Source organism: Flagellimonas alvinocaridis, from assembly GCF_965248585.1.
Taxonomy (GTDB): Bacteria; Bacteroidota; Bacteroidia; order Flavobacteriales; family Flavobacteriaceae; genus Flagellimonas; species Flagellimonas alvinocaridis.
On the sequence record NZ_OZ252111.1, the window covers coordinates 1296677 to 1317319 of the forward strand.

Annotated in this window: 15 protein-coding genes; 6 read left to right on the forward strand and 9 right to left on the reverse strand. The window is 42.1% G+C overall.

What is annotated here, in order from left to right; translation table 11 throughout:
• Window positions 1–18: 18 nt before the first annotated feature.
• The 9 genes from ACP14V_RS05915 to ACP14V_RS05955 form a co-directional block, all read right to left on the reverse strand.
• Window positions 19–1785: a c-type cytochrome gene (locus ACP14V_RS05915; protein ID WP_272609748.1), complete on the reverse strand. Its 1767-nt coding sequence runs from the start codon at window positions 1783–1785 to the stop codon at window positions 19–21.
• A gap of 11 nt (window positions 1786–1796) precedes the next feature.
• Window positions 1797–4892 (reverse strand): DUF5107 domain-containing protein, encoded by a 3096-nt coding sequence (locus ACP14V_RS05920; protein ID WP_272609749.1) that lies wholly within the window; start codon window positions 4890–4892, stop codon window positions 1797–1799.
• On the reverse strand, window positions 4889–8182 hold the full coding sequence (locus ACP14V_RS05925; RefSeq protein ID WP_272609750.1) for a VCBS repeat-containing protein: 3294 nt from the start codon (window positions 8180–8182) through the stop codon (window positions 4889–4891). The genes ACP14V_RS05920 and ACP14V_RS05925 overlap by 4 nt, the downstream gene beginning before the upstream one ends.
• A gap of 81 nt (window positions 8183–8263) precedes the next feature.
• A complete protein-coding gene (locus tag ACP14V_RS05930) occupies window positions 8264–9841 on the reverse strand; it encodes a SusD/RagB family nutrient-binding outer membrane lipoprotein (protein WP_272609751.1) in 1578 nt (525 codons plus the stop codon).
• A gap of 10 nt (window positions 9842–9851) precedes the next feature.
• Window positions 9852–13202 carry a SusC/RagA family TonB-linked outer membrane protein gene (locus ACP14V_RS05935; RefSeq protein WP_272609752.1) on the reverse strand — a complete coding sequence of 1117 codons (3351 nt, stop codon included), beginning with the start codon at window positions 13200–13202 and terminating at the stop codon, window positions 9852–9854.
• A gap of 147 nt (window positions 13203–13349) precedes the next feature.
• Window positions 13350–14384, reverse strand: a complete 1035-nt coding sequence (locus tag ACP14V_RS05940; protein ID WP_272609753.1) for a FecR family protein — start codon at window positions 14382–14384, stop codon at window positions 13350–13352.
• A 248-nt stretch (window positions 14385–14632) separates the two neighbouring features.
• The gene (locus tag ACP14V_RS05945; RefSeq protein WP_136566048.1) at window positions 14633–15274 is read right to left on the reverse strand and encodes an RNA polymerase sigma factor; all 642 of its coding nucleotides are present in this window, start codon (window positions 15272–15274) and stop codon (window positions 14633–14635) included.
• 320 nt (window positions 15275–15594) lie between these two features.
• The gene (locus ACP14V_RS05950) at window positions 15595–15813 is read right to left on the reverse strand and encodes a hypothetical protein (protein WP_136566049.1); all 219 of its coding nucleotides are present in this window, start codon (window positions 15811–15813) and stop codon (window positions 15595–15597) included.
• 12 nt (window positions 15814–15825) lie between these two features.
• Entirely contained in the window at window positions 15826–16329 is a 504-nt protein-coding gene (locus ACP14V_RS05955; protein WP_272609754.1) for a DinB family protein, read from the reverse strand.
• A 274-nt stretch (window positions 16330–16603) separates the two neighbouring features.
• On the opposite strand from ACP14V_RS05955, the gene ACP14V_RS05960 reads away from it, so the two are divergent.
• The 6 genes from ACP14V_RS05960 (at window position 16604) to ACP14V_RS05985 (ending at window position 20626) form a co-directional block, all read left to right on the forward strand.
• Window positions 16604–17566 (forward strand): helix-turn-helix transcriptional regulator, encoded by a 963-nt coding sequence (locus tag ACP14V_RS05960; RefSeq protein WP_272610294.1) that lies wholly within the window; start codon window positions 16604–16606, stop codon window positions 17564–17566.
• Window positions 17567–17646: 80 nt separating this feature from the next.
• Window positions 17647–18495, forward strand: a complete 849-nt coding sequence (locus tag ACP14V_RS05965) for a methylated-DNA--[protein]-cysteine S-methyltransferase (protein WP_272609755.1) — start codon at window positions 17647–17649, stop codon at window positions 18493–18495.
• A gap of 20 nt (window positions 18496–18515) precedes the next feature.
• On the forward strand, window positions 18516–19229 hold the full coding sequence (locus tag ACP14V_RS05970; protein ID WP_272609756.1) for a 2OG-Fe(II) oxygenase: 714 nt from the start codon (window positions 18516–18518) through the stop codon (window positions 19227–19229).
• Window position 19230: 1 nt separating this feature from the next.
• The gene (locus ACP14V_RS05975) at window positions 19231–19494 is read left to right on the forward strand and encodes an Ada metal-binding domain-containing protein (protein ID WP_272609757.1); all 264 of its coding nucleotides are present in this window, start codon (window positions 19231–19233) and stop codon (window positions 19492–19494) included.
• The gene (locus ACP14V_RS05980; protein ID WP_272609758.1) at window positions 19463–20083 is read left to right on the forward strand and encodes an alpha-ketoglutarate-dependent dioxygenase AlkB family protein; all 621 of its coding nucleotides are present in this window, start codon (window positions 19463–19465) and stop codon (window positions 20081–20083) included. Before ACP14V_RS05975 ends, ACP14V_RS05980 begins: the two co-directional genes overlap by 32 nt.
• Before the next feature lie 87 nt (window positions 20084–20170).
• Window positions 20171–20626, forward strand: coding sequence for a (2Fe-2S)-binding protein (locus ACP14V_RS05985; RefSeq protein WP_272609759.1), 456 nt, complete (start codon window positions 20171–20173; stop codon window positions 20624–20626).
• The last annotated feature ends 17 nt before the right edge of the window (window positions 20627–20643 follow it).

Consider the following 20643-nt stretch of genomic DNA (forward strand, 5'->3'; position numbering starts at 1 on the left):
TTATGATAAAAATTTATATTATTCTGTTTGTACTTGTATGGGGCCCGTCTCTCCACTTTGCTGGAGTTTTTCCCTTGATTCGGCAACTTCACTTTCGTCAATGGCGCTGGCCTCGTTGCCAAAATTTGTTCTGATAAAGGTCAGCACCTCTGCAATTTCCTTATCGCTCAAGAAGCCATGTTGGGGCATCATACCGTTGTAGACTTCATCGCCAACTTTTATGCTGCCTTCCATACCTCGTAGCACTACATTGATGAGTCTTTCTTTATCTCCAGTAACCCAATCCGTTCCAGTAAGCGGGGGAAATCTGCCTGGTGCTCCTTTGCCATCTCTTTGGTGACAAGCACTGCAGTATGTTTGGTAGGCTTTTGGGCCACCCACAAGCCCTCCTGAAATTAGGTTGTCCTTGATTTCATCGGGGGTCCTGATGTGGGACAGCTTCTTTCGGTCTTCCACGGCCAATAATTGCTCTTGTCCAAAATTGTTCCTATCACCATTGAAAGTGACTTTCCAAATTTTTCCTTTTACAGAATCGGATATGTACATGTCGCCATCGGGGCCAAAAGCGATTCCCATAGGGCGATAAATGGCATCCCTAACGCTCACAAGAGGGTCTACACCTGCAAAACCATCGGCAAAAACTTCTACGTCACCACTAGGTTTGCCATCCTTGAAAGGAACAAATCCAATAAAATATCCCGATTGGGGATACGGTGATCGGTTGGTAGAGCCGTGGAAGGCTATAAAGGCTCCATTCTTATATCGTTTGGGAAATTGGTCTCCCTGATAAAAAACAAGATCATTGGGTGCCCAGTGACCTGGAAATCCAATAATGGGGTCTTCAAATTCAGAACATCGACCTATGATTTCACCGTCTCCACCATATTCTGGAGCCAATACTTTTTTCCCTTTTATTTGATCATAGTAGCAGTACGGCCAACCAAAATTGGAGCCTTCCGTAACCTTCATGAATTCTTCGGAGGGCAATAGTGCACTTTCCCAAGGGGAATATTTATCCGGCCACAATCGTAAAAGGTCATCTCTACCATGCATGAGCACATAAAGCTCATCATCAGCAGGATTCCAACTCATGGCGACCACACTTCTGATGCCTGTAGCATATTTAACCCCATCTTTTTGGGTTTGCCCCAATTTATTGGCATCAAATTTCCAGATACCTCCATGGTCTTCCAGTTGGGGACAGGGATCCATTCCGGGAATGCCGGGAGTACGTTTTGGGTCTTGACAGGCATTGGAAGGAGCACCAAATGGCACATACATATTTCCTTTGCCATCAAAAGCTACGGGTTTGGCAATATGCTCGTGTTTGCCATGTTCATGATCGTCTGTCAATACCACTTCAACTTCGCCTTCTGGAACAAGAGAGCCTGGAGTTAATTTTTGTCGATATACAACAAGGTCGGAGCTGAAATAAATATAGCCATTGTATATCCTCATGGCGGTGGCGTAGCTCCAGCGTTGAGGCTCATTGTTTTCCCCAAACTTTTGAATGATGTTTGCCTCACCGTTACCATCGGTATCCTGAATGGCTGCTATTGTACCATCCTCTTTAGAGTTCCTTAGTTTGGCATATAGGATGTTATCTTCAGTAACGTCCATATGTCTTACAGTCTCAGGAATACTGTCAATAACTACCACGGAAGAGAAACCATCGGGTAGAAAAAGCTCACCATCACGTCCCGGCTCTATTTTCTTACAGTTCGAAAATAGCAAGATAGTGCCGAGGGATATTATTAGGATTTTAATGTTACGGCTGGAAACCATGTGCTAGGGTTTTATAAATGTGTTAATATGTCAACTAATCTTTGGTCTATATTTTTTGAGGCCATCAGCTCATTTGCTTTGTTCAGATCTTGATTGTATAGAGCCCAAACCAAAACTGCATCCTCGTTTTCGGATTTTTGACTCTCTACTTTGTCCAATATGTTTTGTAAGGATTCCTTGTTCCCCAACTTTTTCATGGCCATAACAGAAAAAATAGCATTGCTCCGTATTTTTGATGTGGGTGCAATTTCATAGTTGGCAACAGCCTTGAAGTTGGATTCTGCCTGATCAGTATTGCCTAAGCTTGTGTTGCACAGTCCCAACAGATAATCTGCCATTCTCTCATCGGGATTGTAGGGTGCTCCCACGCCCAAGTTTTCAGGCCACTTCTTTGATGCCTCCAAAAGGGGTATTGCCTTACCGAACTGATTTTTTTCCATATATTTTCTGGCCAGATAGGTATGGGCTTGAGTGTATATTCGTTTACTTTCAGAAGCATGTTCAAAAGGTAAAATTCTTAAACCATTCAACACTGTTATGGCTTTGGGGTAGTCATTGATTGCCAAAAGCGCTTTGGCGTAGCTTAGACCAACATTGTAATTGTCAGGGAATTTTTTCACCGCCTTTTTGCCCAAAGCAACGGCGGCATCATTTTGCCCGTGCTTTAGTTGAAAAAGAATAAGGTCATCCCAATTTTTCCAGTATCCCTGCTTAAGAGCGAGGGCTTTTTGGAAATCTTTTGATTGCATTTCGTAGGATTCGTCATGGAGAGCCTTTGCCCTGAACCTGTAGAAGGTATCGTTATCGGGAACATCACCACATTCTTTTAAAAATTGTTTGCCCTTTTTCTCCAGACCTACCGCCAAATAGTTTTGTGCCAAATAATATTTAAACGTCCAATGGTTGTTTGTCGAGGCGGCCCATTCCAAAACAGGGAGCATCTCCCTTCTATATGGAAACACAAAATCAGGTGATTGGGTTGAAAGTTGGTTCAGGACAGCGGTACTTTTTTGAGCTCCATCTTCTCGACCTAAATAGGCCAGAAGAAGTTTGGATTTACTGTCCGTTGATATGTTCAAAACGTGTAAAGCAGTTTCTTTTTGGCCTAAATTCAAATAGGAGAGCGCCAGTTCCAGTAAAGTCTCATTGGTAAATTCATTTTGAATGTGTTTTAGAATAAGATTGGGTTCTTTACTGGAAAAGAGTATTTCCTCAAAGGATGCAAAGTGATGGATGGGGCTTATTTTGGAAATTTCTGAAAGTTGTTCGTTGAACGCACTTGAATCCTTATTAAGCCTGTGTACTACCAACAATACCTGTCTGGCATTGAGGTTGTGTTGGTTGAAATCCAATGCTTTTATGGCATACTCTTCAGCGGTTTCCAAATTACCTTGATGGAGATGTATTTCAGCCATTTGTGCGTATGAAACGGAACGATATTGTATGGCTCTAGCGGCCCATCCAAAAGCCTCCAAGGCATTTAGTGCATCTTTTTGGGCCCAATAGGCAATCCCTGACAGATAATTTGCGGTTGGGTCATAAATATCTAACTGCAATGCTTTGTTTGCATATTCCAGGGCACTATCATATTCAGTTTTTCTAAATTCTGTATGGGATTTCAGTATTAGACCACTAGGGTGATATGGAGCATCGGCCAGTAGCGAGTCCAATTTAACTTCGGCGAGGGCAAACTCCCTAAACTTAACGGCTTCAGAAGCTTCGTGATACAATTTTTCAATCTTTTGGATTTTAAAGTCAGGGGTTTGTTCAAAATTTCGCTTGAGCAAGGTTTTACTTTTGGAAACGTAATTCAATCTGTTGTTTCCCAGCCAAACCTCAAGAACATCTGAGTCTTTGCATGGAATGGTTTTTTCAAAAACTTCCATGGGTTCCAATTTTAGGTTTTCTACAGGAAGTTCTTTGCCATTCACGAAAATGTGCAATGGTTCATTAAAGGCTTGTAGTGCATTGATGCCAAGGTAGGCCGAGTTTCCATTGCGTTCCACATTCAGGACACCATATTTGGAAGCAGCCTCCATGCCTCCGATTTCTTTTATAGGAAACCACTGTTCTTGCCATGAGTCCATGACATAGGGGTCAAAATTGGCCTGCGTTATGGGATTTTCAACACCTGGGGAATATTGGTTGAACAAGCGTCCAGCTTGAAACTCAATATATTGTCCATCGGTATCTGTCAGTAAATCTTCCCATATACCACCGGAACGCGATAGGGCCCACAGCCATAACTTTTGTCCAGGCATTTGTTCATAGGGAGATAAGTGTCCAAAACCAACATTTCTATCATGATAATAGCCTCCAAAATAGTTTTGGTAATCGCCTACGATATGATAGGATTTTGCGGGGCCGAAATCATTGTTGCGATACATGGCCAAGTTTCTTCCTTGCTCATCAACGGGCCATTTTCTCCAAGTACCATCATGTTCCAAGAATCCGTTTCCGGGAATAAAGAACTCCAAATCATCTGAGGCCACTGCTGCACCGGTCATCCAATTGTAATAGGATTGATTTAACGGTGTACCGTTATACCACGAAGCATTGGTTTCAAAATAGGCTTTGTCCTTTTCCAGCTTTATTTCAACTTGCCAATAGGTCCTAGAGGGAAGGTCTAGGTTTCCAACAACACAACTTACGCTTCCATCGTCGTTGGTACGGGTCAAATAGTCCACAGGGGTTGCTGTACCAGGGTGATGCCCTATAATTCCGAAGTTAAACTCGATGCCTCCGGATGTCCATGGACCTCTCATGGCTATATTCCTGAACTTTACAACTTCATTTTTGTATAGAAATTCGTTTCCGGTACTTTTTTCGATAGCGCCCCATACTTTTCCTCCAATCTCTGGAAGCACATACACTTCTATGTAATCATTTTCAAGCTTTACAACCTTCCATTCTTTTTTTTCAGATTCGTGTGAATAGCCTTCGTACTTGAAATAGGGATAGATTTTAGGATTCTCGGTTAAAATTGGAGCAGGGTTAGGGGTATTGAACCCATAAGTCTCCAACAGCATGGTTTCTTCTGTAATCGTTGTTTGGGAGTAACCACCGATAAAAAATAGAAGTAAGCTGGAATAAAGTAAAATTTTCATTTTTCGTTGGTAGAATTGGTTTTGAAGACTAATAAGGGGCCATTGTTTTGGGCCACCAAAAAAGTTGAATCATCAATAAATTTTGCATCCCTTACCTGTCCTGTAATGTTCATGCCGGTCTTTGTTTGTTCCAATGCGGTGAAACGGCCATTTCCATCATTGGTCAGAACAAGCCCGTGATTGGCATCATATCGGCCAAACTTGACCCGGGTATCAAAGAAATTTCCAAAGAGCATCAGGTCCATATCGCCGTCACCTTCAATGTCAAAAGGGACCATGGCATATATTGGGGCAAATTGTGCTTCAACTGGGAGTGCTTCCAAAGTAAAACCGTTGCCATTATTTCTAAGGATGGAAGTTTTAAAGGTATGTGCCTCAAACTTTTGGGCCCTGGCCAAACTTTCTTCTCCAAGGATTTCTGAAACGGTGTGCGACGCATAGTCGGAAAAATTGATGTATTTGCTCTTTAGGTAGGCCAATTGGGAGCCAATATCATCCTTAGAGAATACAGGGTGATTTTTGCCACCTAGATAACAACACAGTATAGGGTCAATGGAGCCGTTGTCATCAAAGTCATCTGCATAAAGGGTAACAGGCTCTTCTGCGCTTGCCTTTAATTGGGAATTTTGCCCAAAATTGCCCAAAGCGTAATCCATATCGCCATCATTATCCACATCGATGGGAGTGATGGTGTTCCACCACCCTTCGGAATTGGTCAATCCTTCAGGGGTTTCCGGTACAAGTTTTCCATTTTTGTTGGCCAGGAAGATTACCGGGGTGAACTCACCAACGACAATCAGATCTTGAGTGCCATCTGCGTTGAAATCTGTGAAAACGGCATCGTTTACCATTCCCAAATTTGAATTTTCACCAAGAATACTCTCGCTCGCATTGGAGAAATTTCCTTTGCCGTCATTCAGCAGGATTTGGCTATTGGGGGCCATGGGATATTTCCCTGGCTGCAACCTTCCTCCAATAAAAAGGTCTTGGTCCCCATCCCCATCCACATCGCCCACAACGGCACAAGAGCCACTAAAACTCATTTTTGGCAGCTGATCACTACTGTTTTTAAATTGACCGTTTCCTAGGTTGATATAAAGCCTATCGGTATAATTCCCAGGGAGGGCATCATACTCATTTCCACCACTTACCACATATAAATCTGGTTGGGCATCGCCATTGGCATCAAAGAAAACAGCTCCTATGTCCTCGAACTTGCGGTCTTGATCAAATACGGTTTCACTTGAGGAAATATAACTTCCATTGGCCTTTTTTAGGAACATTTTTCCTGGTTGACCTTGAGCCCCTCCAATGTAAATGTCCTTCAAACCATCGCCATTGACATCGGATACCGCCAATTTTGGCCCTTGGGTAGAGAGCATATGGGGGAGAAGTAGTTCCCTTTCAAAATCAATAAATCTATTTTCTTTGTGGTTGAAGGTTACAAGACTGTCTTGTGTAATCTCGGTAAACAGAGTTGCTATTTCCCCAACGGTATTTTCTTGGGCCGTTGCCTCATTTTGATCTAATTGCAATGTTTGATTGACGGCAATGCTATTTTTTTGGGTGATGCTGCCATCGGGCCAAATGACCTTGAGTTCCCCAATGGTGCCAACTTTACCCAAACCAAAAATTATGGAGGGGTCAACTGAAGATTGAAAACCTCTCGAAGTATAGAGTTCATGCTGAAGTTTTAAGGTGTCCGCTTCAACAATAATCTTGGAACCAATGGCCAAGGTGTTCTTGTCTTTTCCTTTGAGTTGAATTTTCAGATAGTTGTTCTGCGTGATTTTCTCTGAATTGTTGCGGTAGATAAAGGCCTCTTCATCCATATTATTGACCACAAGGTCATAATCGCCATCATTGTCCAAGTCCACATAGGCAGCCCCACTGGAAAGCGATTTACCTCCAAGGCCCCAAGCAGTGGTCTCTTTTTCGAACTTAAGATGCCCAAGGTTTTTATAGGCATAGTTTTCCTCAATGGAAGAGGGAATTTCTTTAAGGAGGTCCTTTATGGCCATTTCCACACCAGAATCCATCTCTTCAAGGCGTTTTTGTACGGCAAAGTTCATAAAGTCCATATTGGTATAGTCTCGTTTAAGACCATTGGTGACAAAGAGATCTGTGAGACCATCATTGTCTAAATCGGTGAGTAGGGGAGCCCAGCTCCAATCCGTGGCATGGATGCCGGAAAGCTGTCCCACTTCGGAAAATGAGCTGCCATTGTTTATGTGCAGCATATTCCGCATGTATTGGTGGTGAAAATCGGATTTCACCAAGAAATCATATTTGTCATAGTTGTCTGGCCCCAGCACCATTTTTTGCCTAAAGTTGCCTTCGGGCAACATGTCAAGGGTAACTATGTCCAATTTGCCATCTCCATTGATGTCGGCCACATCGCTACCCATTGAAAAATAGGAGGTATGCCCCATATATTTTTTTAGGCTCTCGGTAAAAGTACCATCACCGTTGTTGAGATATAAAAAATCGTGTTCGTGAAAATCGTTGGAAATGTACATGTCTGGCCAGTTGTCGCTATTAATGTCTCCTACGGAAACACTAAGACCAAATCCCAGTACGCTGGAAATAATACCGGCTTCTGAGCTTACATCGGTGAATTTTCCATTGTCATTTCTGTAAAGACGATCGGCATATTCTGGGATATATTCCGATCGTAATTCTTTGGAGGTGTTCCTAAAACTTGAATAGGGCTGTACGGAGTGGTTTAGTACGAATACATCTAGATCACCATCTTTGTCGTAATCAAAGAAATTGGCCTCCGTGGAGTAACCTGAATCATCCAAGCCATATTCATTGGCCTTTTCGGTAAAGGTGAGATCTCCATTGTTAATGAACAATAGGTTTTTTCGTTTTGGGGCATCTTTCGCGGCCGAACGGCACACATAAATATCCACAAGTCCATCACCGTTTACATCGGCCATGGCTGTCCCCGTGTTCCATAATCCTTCTGCAAAAACACCAGCTTTTTCGGCAATTTCCTCAAATTTAAAATCACCTTTGTTCAGGTACAATCTACTGCCTACCATACTTCCTGTAAAGTACAGGTCCATTAACCCATCATTATTGATGTCTCCAACGGCCACCCCACCACCATTATAGATGTATCCATAGGTAAGAATGTTTAGTTCATCTGTTTCCACGACCAAGTTTTTAAACTTGATGCCTGTGTGCCCAGAGGGCATTTTAGAGAACAATTTATTGGAATCAATAGGGTTGCAGGAGGTCAGCACCAATATGTACAGAACACTGATGATAGAAATTGATCGCATGTAGTAGAGTGTTAGGTTGGTTTCATCTCAAAAGAAAAAACCTGTGGGAATCCCACAGGTTTTTTTGGGTTTTCCCACTCTTTAGAAGTTGGGACCTCCGGTATCCCACCATAGTCTGGTGTTGATTTCATCCGGTCCACCAAGTTTTGCGGTGGCATCGGCTACACCGGCAGGGTTATTTTCACGTTCATCGTTTACAAAAGGCATTCTTTTGATAAACTCGCCTACAGGTACTACACCCCAGTCAGCGTTACTGCTGTTCTGATAAACAGGGGGTAATTTTGGATATCCTGTACGTCTAAAGTCTACCCAAGCCTCCATTTCATTGGTATAGGCAGCAATCCATTTTTGAGTGATGATCTTTTCCAATTTGATTTCATTGTCTGCCGCTTCATCCCAAGCAATGGTGTTGGTAATCTGGTTGGTGAAATCATTGACAGGATCTGGATAAACCACCCCATCATAATCAATAGGCAAACTGGTATCATCCGCAAGATAAGCATCTACACCACCTGCACCCCAAAGCTCAAAGGAAGCTTTCACTCCATTCTCATAGTTGGTCTGGGCATCACCGGCACCGGCCCAACCACGAAGGGCAGCTTCAGCCTTAAGGAAATGTACTTCATCGGCACTCAACACTTTTCGCTTAGTGACCTTTGCAGGGTCGTTAAAGCTTATGTCGATGGTTGAGAATGGAATATGGTCATCTTTGGCAATAAGCTCACCTCCATTACGTATACCCTTGTAAGGATACTCTGGGTGATCAGCCACCAATGACATATCGGATACAGGATCAAAGAATGCATGGATTCTAGGATCTTTATATCCTACCAAAATGGATTCCATAGTGGCACTCATACGGGTATCGTTCCACTCAAAGCAAATTTGGGCAGGGTGGAATTTATTTCCATACAAGGAAATGTTCATGTTATCCCCATTGGTTTCAATCAATCCTACAGGATCGGCCAAAGCTTTCTCACCTTGCGCCCTAGCAAGAGTTGGATCAGCTTTGGAGATACGCATGGCCAATTGCAAACGCATTGAATTGGCGAACTTAGCCCATTGAGAAACGTCTCCACCGTATGTGGCATCAAAATCAGATAGTCCTGTATAGTCCATGTTTGCGCTAAACTCAGCTATGATTCTATCCAAATCACTAAAGAAAGCATTGTACAAGGCAGGTTCGCTGTCATACAATACATCGCCTTCAGTACCGAAATTGGTGTAGATTACTGGACCATAAAAAGTAGTTACCCTAGACATGGACAGAATTCTGATCAAGTTGGCCCATTCCACAAAAACGGTATAACCATCGGCCTCGGCAATCTCAATAACTTGTTTGGCCGGAGCCATAACAAAATCGTATTCACGTCCCCAATATCCGTTCCATCGGATATAATAGGTAGTGTTATTGATGTTACCTGTAAATGGAGTGGGTTGTGCCAAGTGCTGGGCAAATGAAACATTGGTCAGGTTATGGTTAACCTGGTTCCCAAAAATCTGGCTAAGCATTGAAGGGTAGAAGGCACCAACATGGTTAAAATCCTGCTTCAATGATTCATCGGATATCTGGTAGGGGTTTGTGTTCGTTTCCTCAAAATTTTCAGTACATGAACTGAAGGCCGCTACCAGGGTTAAGAGATATAAAAACTTTTTCATACTGTTTTTTTTAGAATGTTAGTTTTAGGTTAAACCCGTAAGTTCCTGTAGATGGCAAATTAAAGTTGTCCAAACCTTGTGCAGTTTGACTTGTGCTCATTGCCAATTCAGGGTCAAATGGTGCATCCTTATACAAGAAGAAAAGGTTGTTACCAATAAAGGACAAGCTAGCTGCTTTAATGGGCAGACTAGAATTGGACATATCAAAGTTATATCCAATGGATAGCTGGCTCAACTTAATGTTGGTACGGTCATATACGTAAGCCTCGCCAATACCGTTCCTATCACCTATGGCACGGAACCAAGTTTCAGGATCAACACTGGTAACTGCTGTTCCAGAATCCTCATCAAAACCATTAACAGCTACAGCTCCAGCATCACGGGCATCTGCTGTACGTTGGGAAACCCCAGCACCATCAAGCATACTTTCAGTTTGGCTAAAGACTTTTCCGCCAAATTTGGCATTGATCAAAGCTCCAAAGGAGAAACGCTTGAACGTAATGTTGTTGTTCCAACCTAAGCTGAATTTAGGATCTAGATTTCCGATAAGCTCTGGAAGGTCTGTTTTTCTTGGAGCGCCGTTGCTAAATAGGATACGGCCTTGATCATCCCTTAAGAATTTAAGAACATAAAGGTCGTTGTATCTACCACCTTCAACCAATCTGGAATAGTATCCTTCAGATGACCCTAGATTGAATATTCTTTCGTCATCTGGACCTATGTCTATCACCTCATTTTTGTTAGAGGTAAAGTTAAAGGAAGAACTCCACTCCAAATCCTGGGTTTGAATAGGAATTGTATTCAAAGTGATCTCAACCCCTTTGTTACTGATTTCACCAGCATTGATGAATTCTGTGGTGAAACCTCCTTCTCCTGAGGTTGTTGGTACCTGAATGAACTGGTCCTCACTCTTGATTGAATAGTAAGTGAAATCCAATCCAAGTCTGTTATTCATGAACCGAACATCAAATCCAAATTCAGTACTGGTTATGATTTCAGGCTTAGCATTCACGAAGGGTCTTGTAGTATTCCTATCCACACCGCCGTTGGCAGAAATTGTGTTTTGAGGGTTGATTCTGTTGAAAGGCACCTCGTTACCTACCTGGGTCCAAGAACCTCTTAGTTTGGCAAAGCTAACAGCCTCTGGCATGGTGAACATTTCGCTTAAAATAGCCGTTACACCAACAGATGGGTAGAAATAGGACTCATTTCCTGTAAGCGCCAAAGTAGAGGCCCAGTCGTTACGTCCGGATAAATCCAAGAACAACATTTCTTTATACCCAAATTGAGCATTAAGGAAAACCCCTTCTTTAATTACTGTTCCGTTGGTAAGAGAGGTTACAGGTACGTTGGTTGGCAAGTTCTGGAAGAAGAACTCATTTGGGTACAGAAGACCCAGTGTTCCTGTTCCATTACCGTTAGGACCAACACCAACACCAACACCATATTCGGTTTCTTGGTGGCTGGCACCCAAAGAAGCATTTAGACTAATGTCATCGCTTAAATCAGTATTGTAGTTGAGGATGATATCCGTGTAAAGCAATTTATCTTCATATTTCTGATAGTTCCAAGCTCCATTTGGGTGAACGTTTGTAGAGTTGGAGGTAGCAGCGTGACGTTGCTCTTTCAATACTGTTGCATAATCATAGTTGGCCCTGGCCTGAACGTTAAGATTATCAGCGATATCGTAGCTCAAGGTAAGGTTACCGATGAAACGATCTCTCTTATCCATCTGAGGTTGCTTGTTAATGATCCAATATGGATTGGATTGATGGTGATCGGAAACAAACCAGTTTTGAGAATCGATATTTCGTACAGGGTCAAAAACCGAGTAATTATTCTGAAAATCATAGAAACTTCTGTTTCTTGGGAAAAAGTAAAGACCTGTAAGTGGGTTCAAATAGTATCCTGCAGGCAATCTATTATGGCTGCTTTCAAAAGCACCAATAACATTTGAAGTGATGGTAAGCTTATCATCAAACAATTTGGTTGATTGCTTAAAGGTAAAGTTGTTTTTCAGATACTTGTTCTTAGGTGTAATACCAGTTGCGCTAATGTTACCGTAAGAGAAGTATGCCTGGGTCTTTTCAGTACCACCACTAACACTTACAGAGTTGAAGAAGTTATGTCCTGTTTGGAAAAAGTCTTCAACATAAGCACTTTGATAATCCCCGGGAGTAGTATCCCAGCTTTCCTTTGCAGCACCAATGGCTCCATACTTGAACTGTAGGTCGGGAAGTTCCAAATAGTGCTCAAAAGTGTAGCTACTGTTAAGCGTTACAGTAGTTTTTCCTTCAGCACCGCTTTTGGTGGTAATCAATACAACCCCGTTGGCACCTTGGCTACCATAAAGTACTGCAGCGTTGGCACCTCTAAGGATACTGATACTTTCAATATCATCAGGGTTAAGGGCTGAAAGTCCATCACCACCATCAGTACCACCCCACATTCCGGGCTGGCCTCCTTTGTTGTTTGCCATTGGAATACCATCGATTACAAAAAGAGGTGAACTATCACCGCTAAGCGATTTGTTACCCCTAAGCAAAATTTTAGTAGACCCACCGGCACCTGAGCTACTTTTCTTGATTTCAACACCTGCTGTCTTACCAGAAAGTGCATTCATAAAGTTGGGGTCCCTAGTTTTTGTAAGTTCATCTGACTTTACAGTTTGTTGGGCATAGGTAAGGGTTTTCTCCTGTCTTTTGATACCCAATGCAGTTACAACCACCTCATCCAACTGGCTGGCGTCTTCCTGCATTACAATATCGATAGAGTTGGAAGCACCTACAGTAATTCTCTGTGATAGCATACCCAAATAGGAGTACACCAATACATCCCCTTGAGAAACTTCAATGGTATAATTACCATCAAAATCTGTTTGGGTACCATTGGTGGTCCCTTGCACCAAGATACTTACCCCGGGCAAAGGCATACCATCTGAAGCAGCTGTTACAGTACCTGTTACGGTCTTTTGCACCACTTCTTTTTCAACAATTACGGGAGCTTCTTTCTTAGGTCTTGGACTAACAGCAATAGTGCTGTTGGTCCTTTTAAAGTTAAGGGCAGCTTCACGGCTTATCTGTTCCAATAGGTCATATACGGAATATGATCCAGTAGCAATAACGAGTCTTGCCTTTTTATTGACATCTCTCTCGTCATAATTGAACTTAAAAGCCGATTGGCTTTCAATTTCCTCAAAGACATCCAATACATCCACTTGTTTTGCGGAGTCCCATTTAAGGTAAATGTCTTTCAAGCTTTGTGTATACCCCTCATTGGCCATTGCAAAATAGCAGAAAACTAATTGCAAAATAAAGATTCTTGAGAGCACAGCGATCGTTTTAGTTAGTTTAAATTTCATACTTTTACGTCGGTTTAGTTGATATATTTTTTAATTGAACTTTTGATGATAAGTTTGTCTCCATCGAAAGTGCCATTTTCTTTGGAGCAAACTTATTTTTTTAAGTAGAGTTTTTCATTCCCATAATTTAAAGTTTAGCGGTTATAGTTATTTAAAATTGATTCTTATTTTTCTAGGATTATCCTTATCCATTTTAAAGGAAAACCGTTCAGCATATGCCATTTGTTCAAGCACACTTTCCAGACTTTCGGCCGGAAATTTTCCAGTATAGGTAATGGGTCTGTTCAAATTGCTGACTTCAATGTCGACATCGTACCAGTTTTCCAGTGTTTCCTTGACCTCATCAAAGCTTGCGGCCTTAAAAACAAGTATTCTCCTTGTCCATTTGTAAAAATCCATATCGGAATAGGCCGATATGTCCAACTTGCCCATGGAAGCATCAAAAGTGGCCTTGCCACCCAATGCATCTATAATTTCTGAATCCATATTCCCGGATACAACCGGCGAAACCTGAATTTTACCGGTCACCAAACCTACTTCTACTTTTTTGCCGTTATGGGCTTTAATGTTAAAAGATGTTCCAAGTGCCTTGGTCAATAGCCCGTTTGAGTTTACCACAAATGGCCTTGTAGGATCTTTTTCAACTTCAAAGAAGGCTTCACCTTCCAAAAAAATCTCCCTTTTTTCCTCAAAACTTGAACTGTAGGAAACCTTGCTATTATTATTAAGGTATACCGTGGATCCATCTGGTAGTGTAATTCTGGATTTCTGTCCGCGGAAATTTTCCTTTACTATCAGTTTTGATGGAATAAAAACTGGTGCTATCTCTGTAGAGGTGGACCACTTGACGCCTACTGTCAAAGCAGTCATTAAAAGTGCGCAGGCAGCAGCTTGGAATGCCATCATTGGCCAGCTACTTTTTTTTACTGTGATTTGTGAATCTTTTTTGGCTAAGATAGACTTAAGGATTTCACCTTGGTCTATAATGTCAATATCTTCAGATGAACTGTACTTGAAAGAAAGGATGACCTCTCTGGCCACCATGACCGCCTTTTTTTTGGACGGATTGGCGGATAACCATTTTTTCCAAAAAAAATGGTTGGACGGGTTTGGCTTCAATACCCAGTTTCTAAATTCTGGATCGGCCAAAAAATCTTCCAATTCGTATTCGTGATAATCCATAGATAGTGGCACTATATTAATATGACTTCACAATTTGATAAATGACATCAAAAAAACTTAACTTTTTTTTAAAAAAAACTTCAAGAAGGTATTTACTGTATATAAAATCGTCTAATTGCTTGAGAATCTTATTGGTTTTTTAACATGGGTAAAGCATTAAATTTCATCAAACCAAAATAAGTGCCGCTCATTTTATGAATTCCTTGCGCTAGCCATGGTTGTTTTTGCCAATAGTTAAATAAGAGCGGCTATTTGGCAGGCGTTTCTGCGTACTTTTTTAATTCAGAAAGTGATCTGTACATTAAGTTTCGTACAGCCCGAACGCTTGAAAAGCCCATGATTTCCTTGATTTGAGAATAGGAAAGTCCGTTGTAATAAAAATAATAGACCACCTCCCTTTGTCGTTGGGTCAATTTGTTCAAGGACTTTTGAATCAGCTTTACTTGTTCTTTGTGGAACTGTTTGTTAACTAGTAAGCTTTCATGGGATGGTGTAACCAAGAATCCATAGGAATCATTGGTCAAACCCAAATCCATTTTTTTTCTTTTCTTGTTCTGCTTTTTCTGTTCGGTAATTATCTTGTTCCTATAACACTTTATTAAAAAGGCCTTGACCGAAATTACTTTGTGCAGATCATGTCTTTTTTTTCTGATGGAAATGAAAGTTTCCTGCAGGCAATCTTTGAGCAAATCGGTATCTCCTGAAAACTGTCTGCCTAAATTATAGAGTATTTGAAAGTAGTGATTGTAGATCTTAACAAAAGCAGATTCACTGCCATCGCAAAATAGCTTCCACTCCGCAGCCGAATCAAAAGACTTTGAAAACTCTTGGGAAGAGTTTTTCCTATCATTTTGATTATAACCTTCCGAAATATTGGATAATAGAGCCATTATGTTAAGAGGTTGATAATATTTCACCAATATAGAAAAAAAAACGTAAGCTCTACTTTTTTTACAAAATTCATTTTGTGAAATATTTAACACCTTTTGGTTAAGGGTGGTCTGAAATAATCAGAAACCTATAAATGACTAGGCTTCCAACTGGTTGGAAGCCTAGAAAGAAGTAAAGAAAAATGTACTTAAATAGATGTGGATCAAATATGATTTTATGAAATAAAGAAGTGGTTTCTTACAAAAATTAAGATAATGGGTTAGCCTGTACTGTGCTAAAAAGTGCAAACAAAGTCATTGAACGGTCTGGTTAAAAAGAATCAATGCAATTCTTCGCAAGAAAATCCATTTTTCCTGAGCAACTTGGAAATGGTCAAGGCACCTAGGTTTTGGGTTTCAACCCGGAGGATGTTGTCACAATCCTCCAGATCAAAATTCCAATCACCATTTTTGGTGACCAACTTGTTCAAGACGGGTTTGAGCTTCTTCACACTTCTGTTGTCGAGGACGGAAGTCTTAAATACTAAAACGGTCTTCATACTTTATATAAGTTATTTGTCCCTTTCCCAAAAGAAAGGAGGTTCTATCCCCAATGAACGTAGGTACACATATGCCTGTCCTCGATGGTGGATCTCATTATCTATAAAATAGAAGATGGAAGACTGTACGGAACCTTCGTATTGGCCAAATAGGACAATGTTCTCTTGAAATCGTTCCAATTTGATTTTGCCCCAGAGGCTATTGATTTCCTCAGTGGACTTATCCCATGCCTCCAAGACCCTTGCCTTGCTTTTGCCATGGTCAAAATGTTCTTTAAGCTCAGTGGTCTTGCCGGAAACGATTTCCTGAAGCCCAGGGACTGCAATACCCAAGAGCTCATTTACCATTTCCGAAAATGGACGCATTCCTCCAATGGAGTGTGTGAAGAGTTCTTTTTCGGGAAAGGCCTCGATGACCCTTCGCGTTACCCTTCTGTGACCTTGCCAGTGTTCCAATAATTGGGAAGGAGTAATTAACTGTACTGTTTCTTTTTGCTGCTCTGCTGTTTTTTCCATGATACATGATTTAGATTTTGATTGTGGAACCAAAGGTAGATGGGGGGTGTGACAGCCCTTTGTCAGTAGAAAAAACTTCAGCAAAAAAAAGTGATGTTGACATACGGTTGTCATGCACTGTACAGATATTTGCCATAGTCAGGACCATTCATTCCAAAAGGAATTAAGGGGTGTAGGTAATCCTGAAATAGATTTAAAACAAACTAAAATGAAATGGAAATGCTCTCCCGGCCTTGGATTGAAATCCTATCTTTGGGAGATAGCACATTCAATTATGGGAATGGATACCGTAAAACGTTTTGATAGGATTGTGGCAATTTTGATCCAACTGCAATCCAAGCGTATTGTAAAGGCACAGGAATTGTCGGATCGTTTTGATGTAAGCCTTCGTACCATATATAGGGACATTCGTACTTTGGAAGCATCGGGTGTGCCCATTGTCAGCGAGGCAGGGGTAGGCTATTCCATCATGGAAGGGTACCGTTTGCCTCCGGTAATGTTCACCCGTGAGGAAGCTGGGAGCTTTGTGGCCGCAGAAAAGCTCATGCAAAAGTTTACCGACAAATCGTTGGGAGCCTATCACGAGTCGGCTATGTTCAAGCTTAAATCGGTTTTGCGGGGAAGGGAAAAGGCCTGGGTAGAAGCCTTGGAATCCCAAGTATCCATTTTGCCGGGCAAGGAACTCTTTAATGAAAAGGTTCCCAACGCTTTGGAAATTCTGTTCGAGAGCATTGCAGAAAAGAAACAAGTCTTTTTGCGATATGGTGCCCTTCAGACAGAAATACCATCGGAACGGAAGATAGAGCCCGTGGGACTCTTCAATGAAAATGAATTTTGGTACATATTAGGGTACTGTCATTTGCGGAAGGATTACAGATATTTCCGAACGGATAGAATCCATAGGATTGAGCGGACACCACTTGATTTTGTATTGGAGCACGGCACCTTGGATGAATACCGTCAAAAAGAAAAGAAACCACCAAAGACAAAGGTCAGGATATTGGTCGATAAAGTGGTGGCCAGATACATACAGGGTAGCAGAAAGCACTATGGTTTTGTATCGGAAACCCAAAAAGGTGAATTTGTGGAAATGACCTTTATGTCCATGGATTTGGAGAACGGTTTTGCCCGGTGGTATTTGATGTTCGGGGATTTTGCCAAGATAGTAGAACCAGAAGCCCTAAAGGAAAGGGTGGTGGAGCTGTTGAAGAAGAATCAAGAAATGTTACAAGGCTGATTTCCAGTTTTTAAAATGAGCAAGAATCGGGTTTTGAAGCAAACTGAAGTCGCATACTTTTGGTTTCAAATCATACAGTTATGGAAACCCAGACAGATTACAATTACAAACGAATAGCAAAGGCCATAGATTTTATCAGGGATAACTTCAAAGAGCAACCCACCTTGAACGAAGTGGCCGAGACCGTGCATTTGAGCCCATACCACTTTCAACGTCTTTTTACGGAATGGGCGGGCGTGAGCCCCAAAAAATTCATGCAGTATATCAGTGTAGAATATGCAAAACAGTTGCTGAAGGAACGACAGGCCACCTTATTCGATACCGCCCAAGAAACCGGGTTTTCTGGGACTAGCAGACTCCACGACCTGTTCATAAACATTGAGGGAATGACCCCGGGGGAGTTTAAAAATGGAGGCGAAAACCTGACCATCAATTATAGTTTTGCCGAAAGCCCATTTGGCCCCTTATTGGTCGCTTCGACCCCCAAAGGAATTTGCCATATGTCCTTTATCCACGATGAAACCATTGCATTCAAGGGGTTGAAATCAAGATTTCCCAAGGCCCAGTACCGTCAGATGCTGGACAAAAACCAGCAGGATGGCCTGTTCATCTTTCAGCACGATTGGGCAAAGCTGGACCAGATAAAACTCCACCTGAACGGTACCCCGTTTCAACTAAAAGTATGGGAAACACTCCTTAAGATTCCCATGGGAAATCTATCTACGTATGGTAGTATTGCGCAAAAAATCAATCAACCCAAAGCGTCCAGGGCAGTGGGGACGGCCATAGGAAGCAACCCTGTTGCTTTTCTAATTCCCTGTCATAGGGTCATCCAATCCTCGGGACAACTCGGCGGATACATGTGGGGCCCTACACGAAAGAGTGCCATCATCGGGTGGGAAGCGGCTCAAACCGAAACCTTAAAATAATTCTACAGAATCCATCAAAGATGAACCAACTTAAATCAAGAATCCACAAAGTGGATTGGCCCCTTGTGGAAGAAAGTTTGCATGCCAAAGGGTATGCCCTAGTGCCCAATTTGCTCATTCCAGAGGAGTGTGACGGGCTAAAAGGGCTTTACGATAAACCTAGTGGGTATCGGAAGACTGTAATTATGGAACGATACAGGTTTGGACTGGGCGAGTACAAGTATTTTGACTATCCTTTGCCCAATATGATTCAGACTCTTCGCGAGGCCATATACCCCCATCTGGTACCTGTGGCCAACCTTTGGATGAAAGCGTTGAAAATAGAGGAGGTATTTCCCATGACCCATCAAGAACTGGTGGAACAATGCAAGGAACAGAACCAATTGAAACCCACTCCCTTAATTCTGAAATATGGAGAAGGGGGCTTCAATACCTTGCATCAGGACCTGTATGGCGAGGTCTATTTTCCGCTTCAAGCGGTATTGTTTTTGAGTGAACCCGGTGAGGATCATGAGGGTGGGGAATTTGTCTTGACCCAGCAAACACCCAGAGCCCAGTCAAAAGCAATGGTCTTGAGACCGAAAAAAGGGACTATGGTAGTGTTCACCACCAATTTTAGGCCTATACAAGGCCAAAAAGGATATTACAGGGTGAATATGAGGCATGGTGTAAGTGAGGTGTCCAGTGGCGAACGTTATACCTTGGGAATCATTTTTCACGATGCCATAAGTTGATATGTTGTACCACGCCCATCTGGAAGATTTTGAGGTAAGAATAGGAATTAGGCAAAGAGAAATCACATATGCCGGCCATAAGAAGTTGAAGATTTATGGTACCTTGAAGTGTACATCGGGCAAACGAATGAAACGGGAAAACCGTGTTTTTTTCAAAACAGAAAAAGAAGCCCTTTCTTTGGGATACAGGCCTTGTGGACATTGCATGCGGATAGCCTATAAAAAATGGAAAGATGAACTTGTTCTCCAATCAAAACGACCCTGACCAAAATTGGCTTCCGAAGGATGGTATAGTTAACTATCATGGGCCTATCATGGAGTATGGTCAGGCCAACGACTATTATAAAAAACTGATGGATGCCATTGCTTGGAAAAATGATGTGGCCATCATCTATGGTAAACGCATCGAGACCAAAAGAAAAGTAGCCTGGTATGGCGACTTGCCTTTTGAGTATACCTATTCCAACACCACTAAACAAGCATTGCCATGGACGCCCGAGCTTTTGGAGCTTAAAAGAATGGTGGAAGAGCATGCCCGGGAAAGTTTCAATTCGTGCTTGCTTAATCTGTACCATTCCGGGGAAGAAGGCATGGCATGGCACAGTGATGCCGAAAAAGATTTGAAAAAAGATGGCGCCATCGGCTCCTTGAGCTTTGGGGCGGAAAGAAAGTTCTCGTTCAAGCATAAAACCACCAAGGAGAAGGTTTCAATTCACTTGGAACACGGGAGTCTTTTGGTGATGAAAGGAGCTACCCAGACCCATTGGCTACATCGTTTGCCCCCAACCAAAAAGGTAGGGTCTCCAAGAATCAACCTGACTTTTAGAACTATAGAGACTATCCAAGGCCACTAGTCTTTCCATTAAAATATTGTAAATGTTTGTTAGGTGCGAGTCTGTATTATGGAAAAATCCATAACTTCAAGGGAATTTTTAATAACTATGGCAACATTTACACTGAACATCAACGGAAAAAAACAGGAGGTGGATGTAGACCCCTCCACTCCCATACTTTGGGTTCTGCGCGACCATTTGAACATGGTCGGGACAAAATTTGGTTGTGGCATAGCCCAGTGCGGAGCCTGTACCATTCATTTGGACGGAACAGCTGCACGATCTTGCATATTGCCCGTTTCCAGTATCGGGGACAAGAAAATCACGACCATTGAAGGACTTTCTGAGAACGGGGACCATCCCGTGCAAAAAGCATGGTTGGAAGTGGACGTGCCTCAATGTGGGTATTGCCAAGCAGGACAGATTATGACGGCATCTGCATTATTGGAGAAGAATCCAAATCCAACAGACGAAGAAATTGAAACGGCCATGAATGGAAACATCTGCCGTTGTGGCACCTATGTCCGTATTAGAAAAGCTGTAAAAATGGCTTCAGAATCATAATTCAACCGGGCTAACAT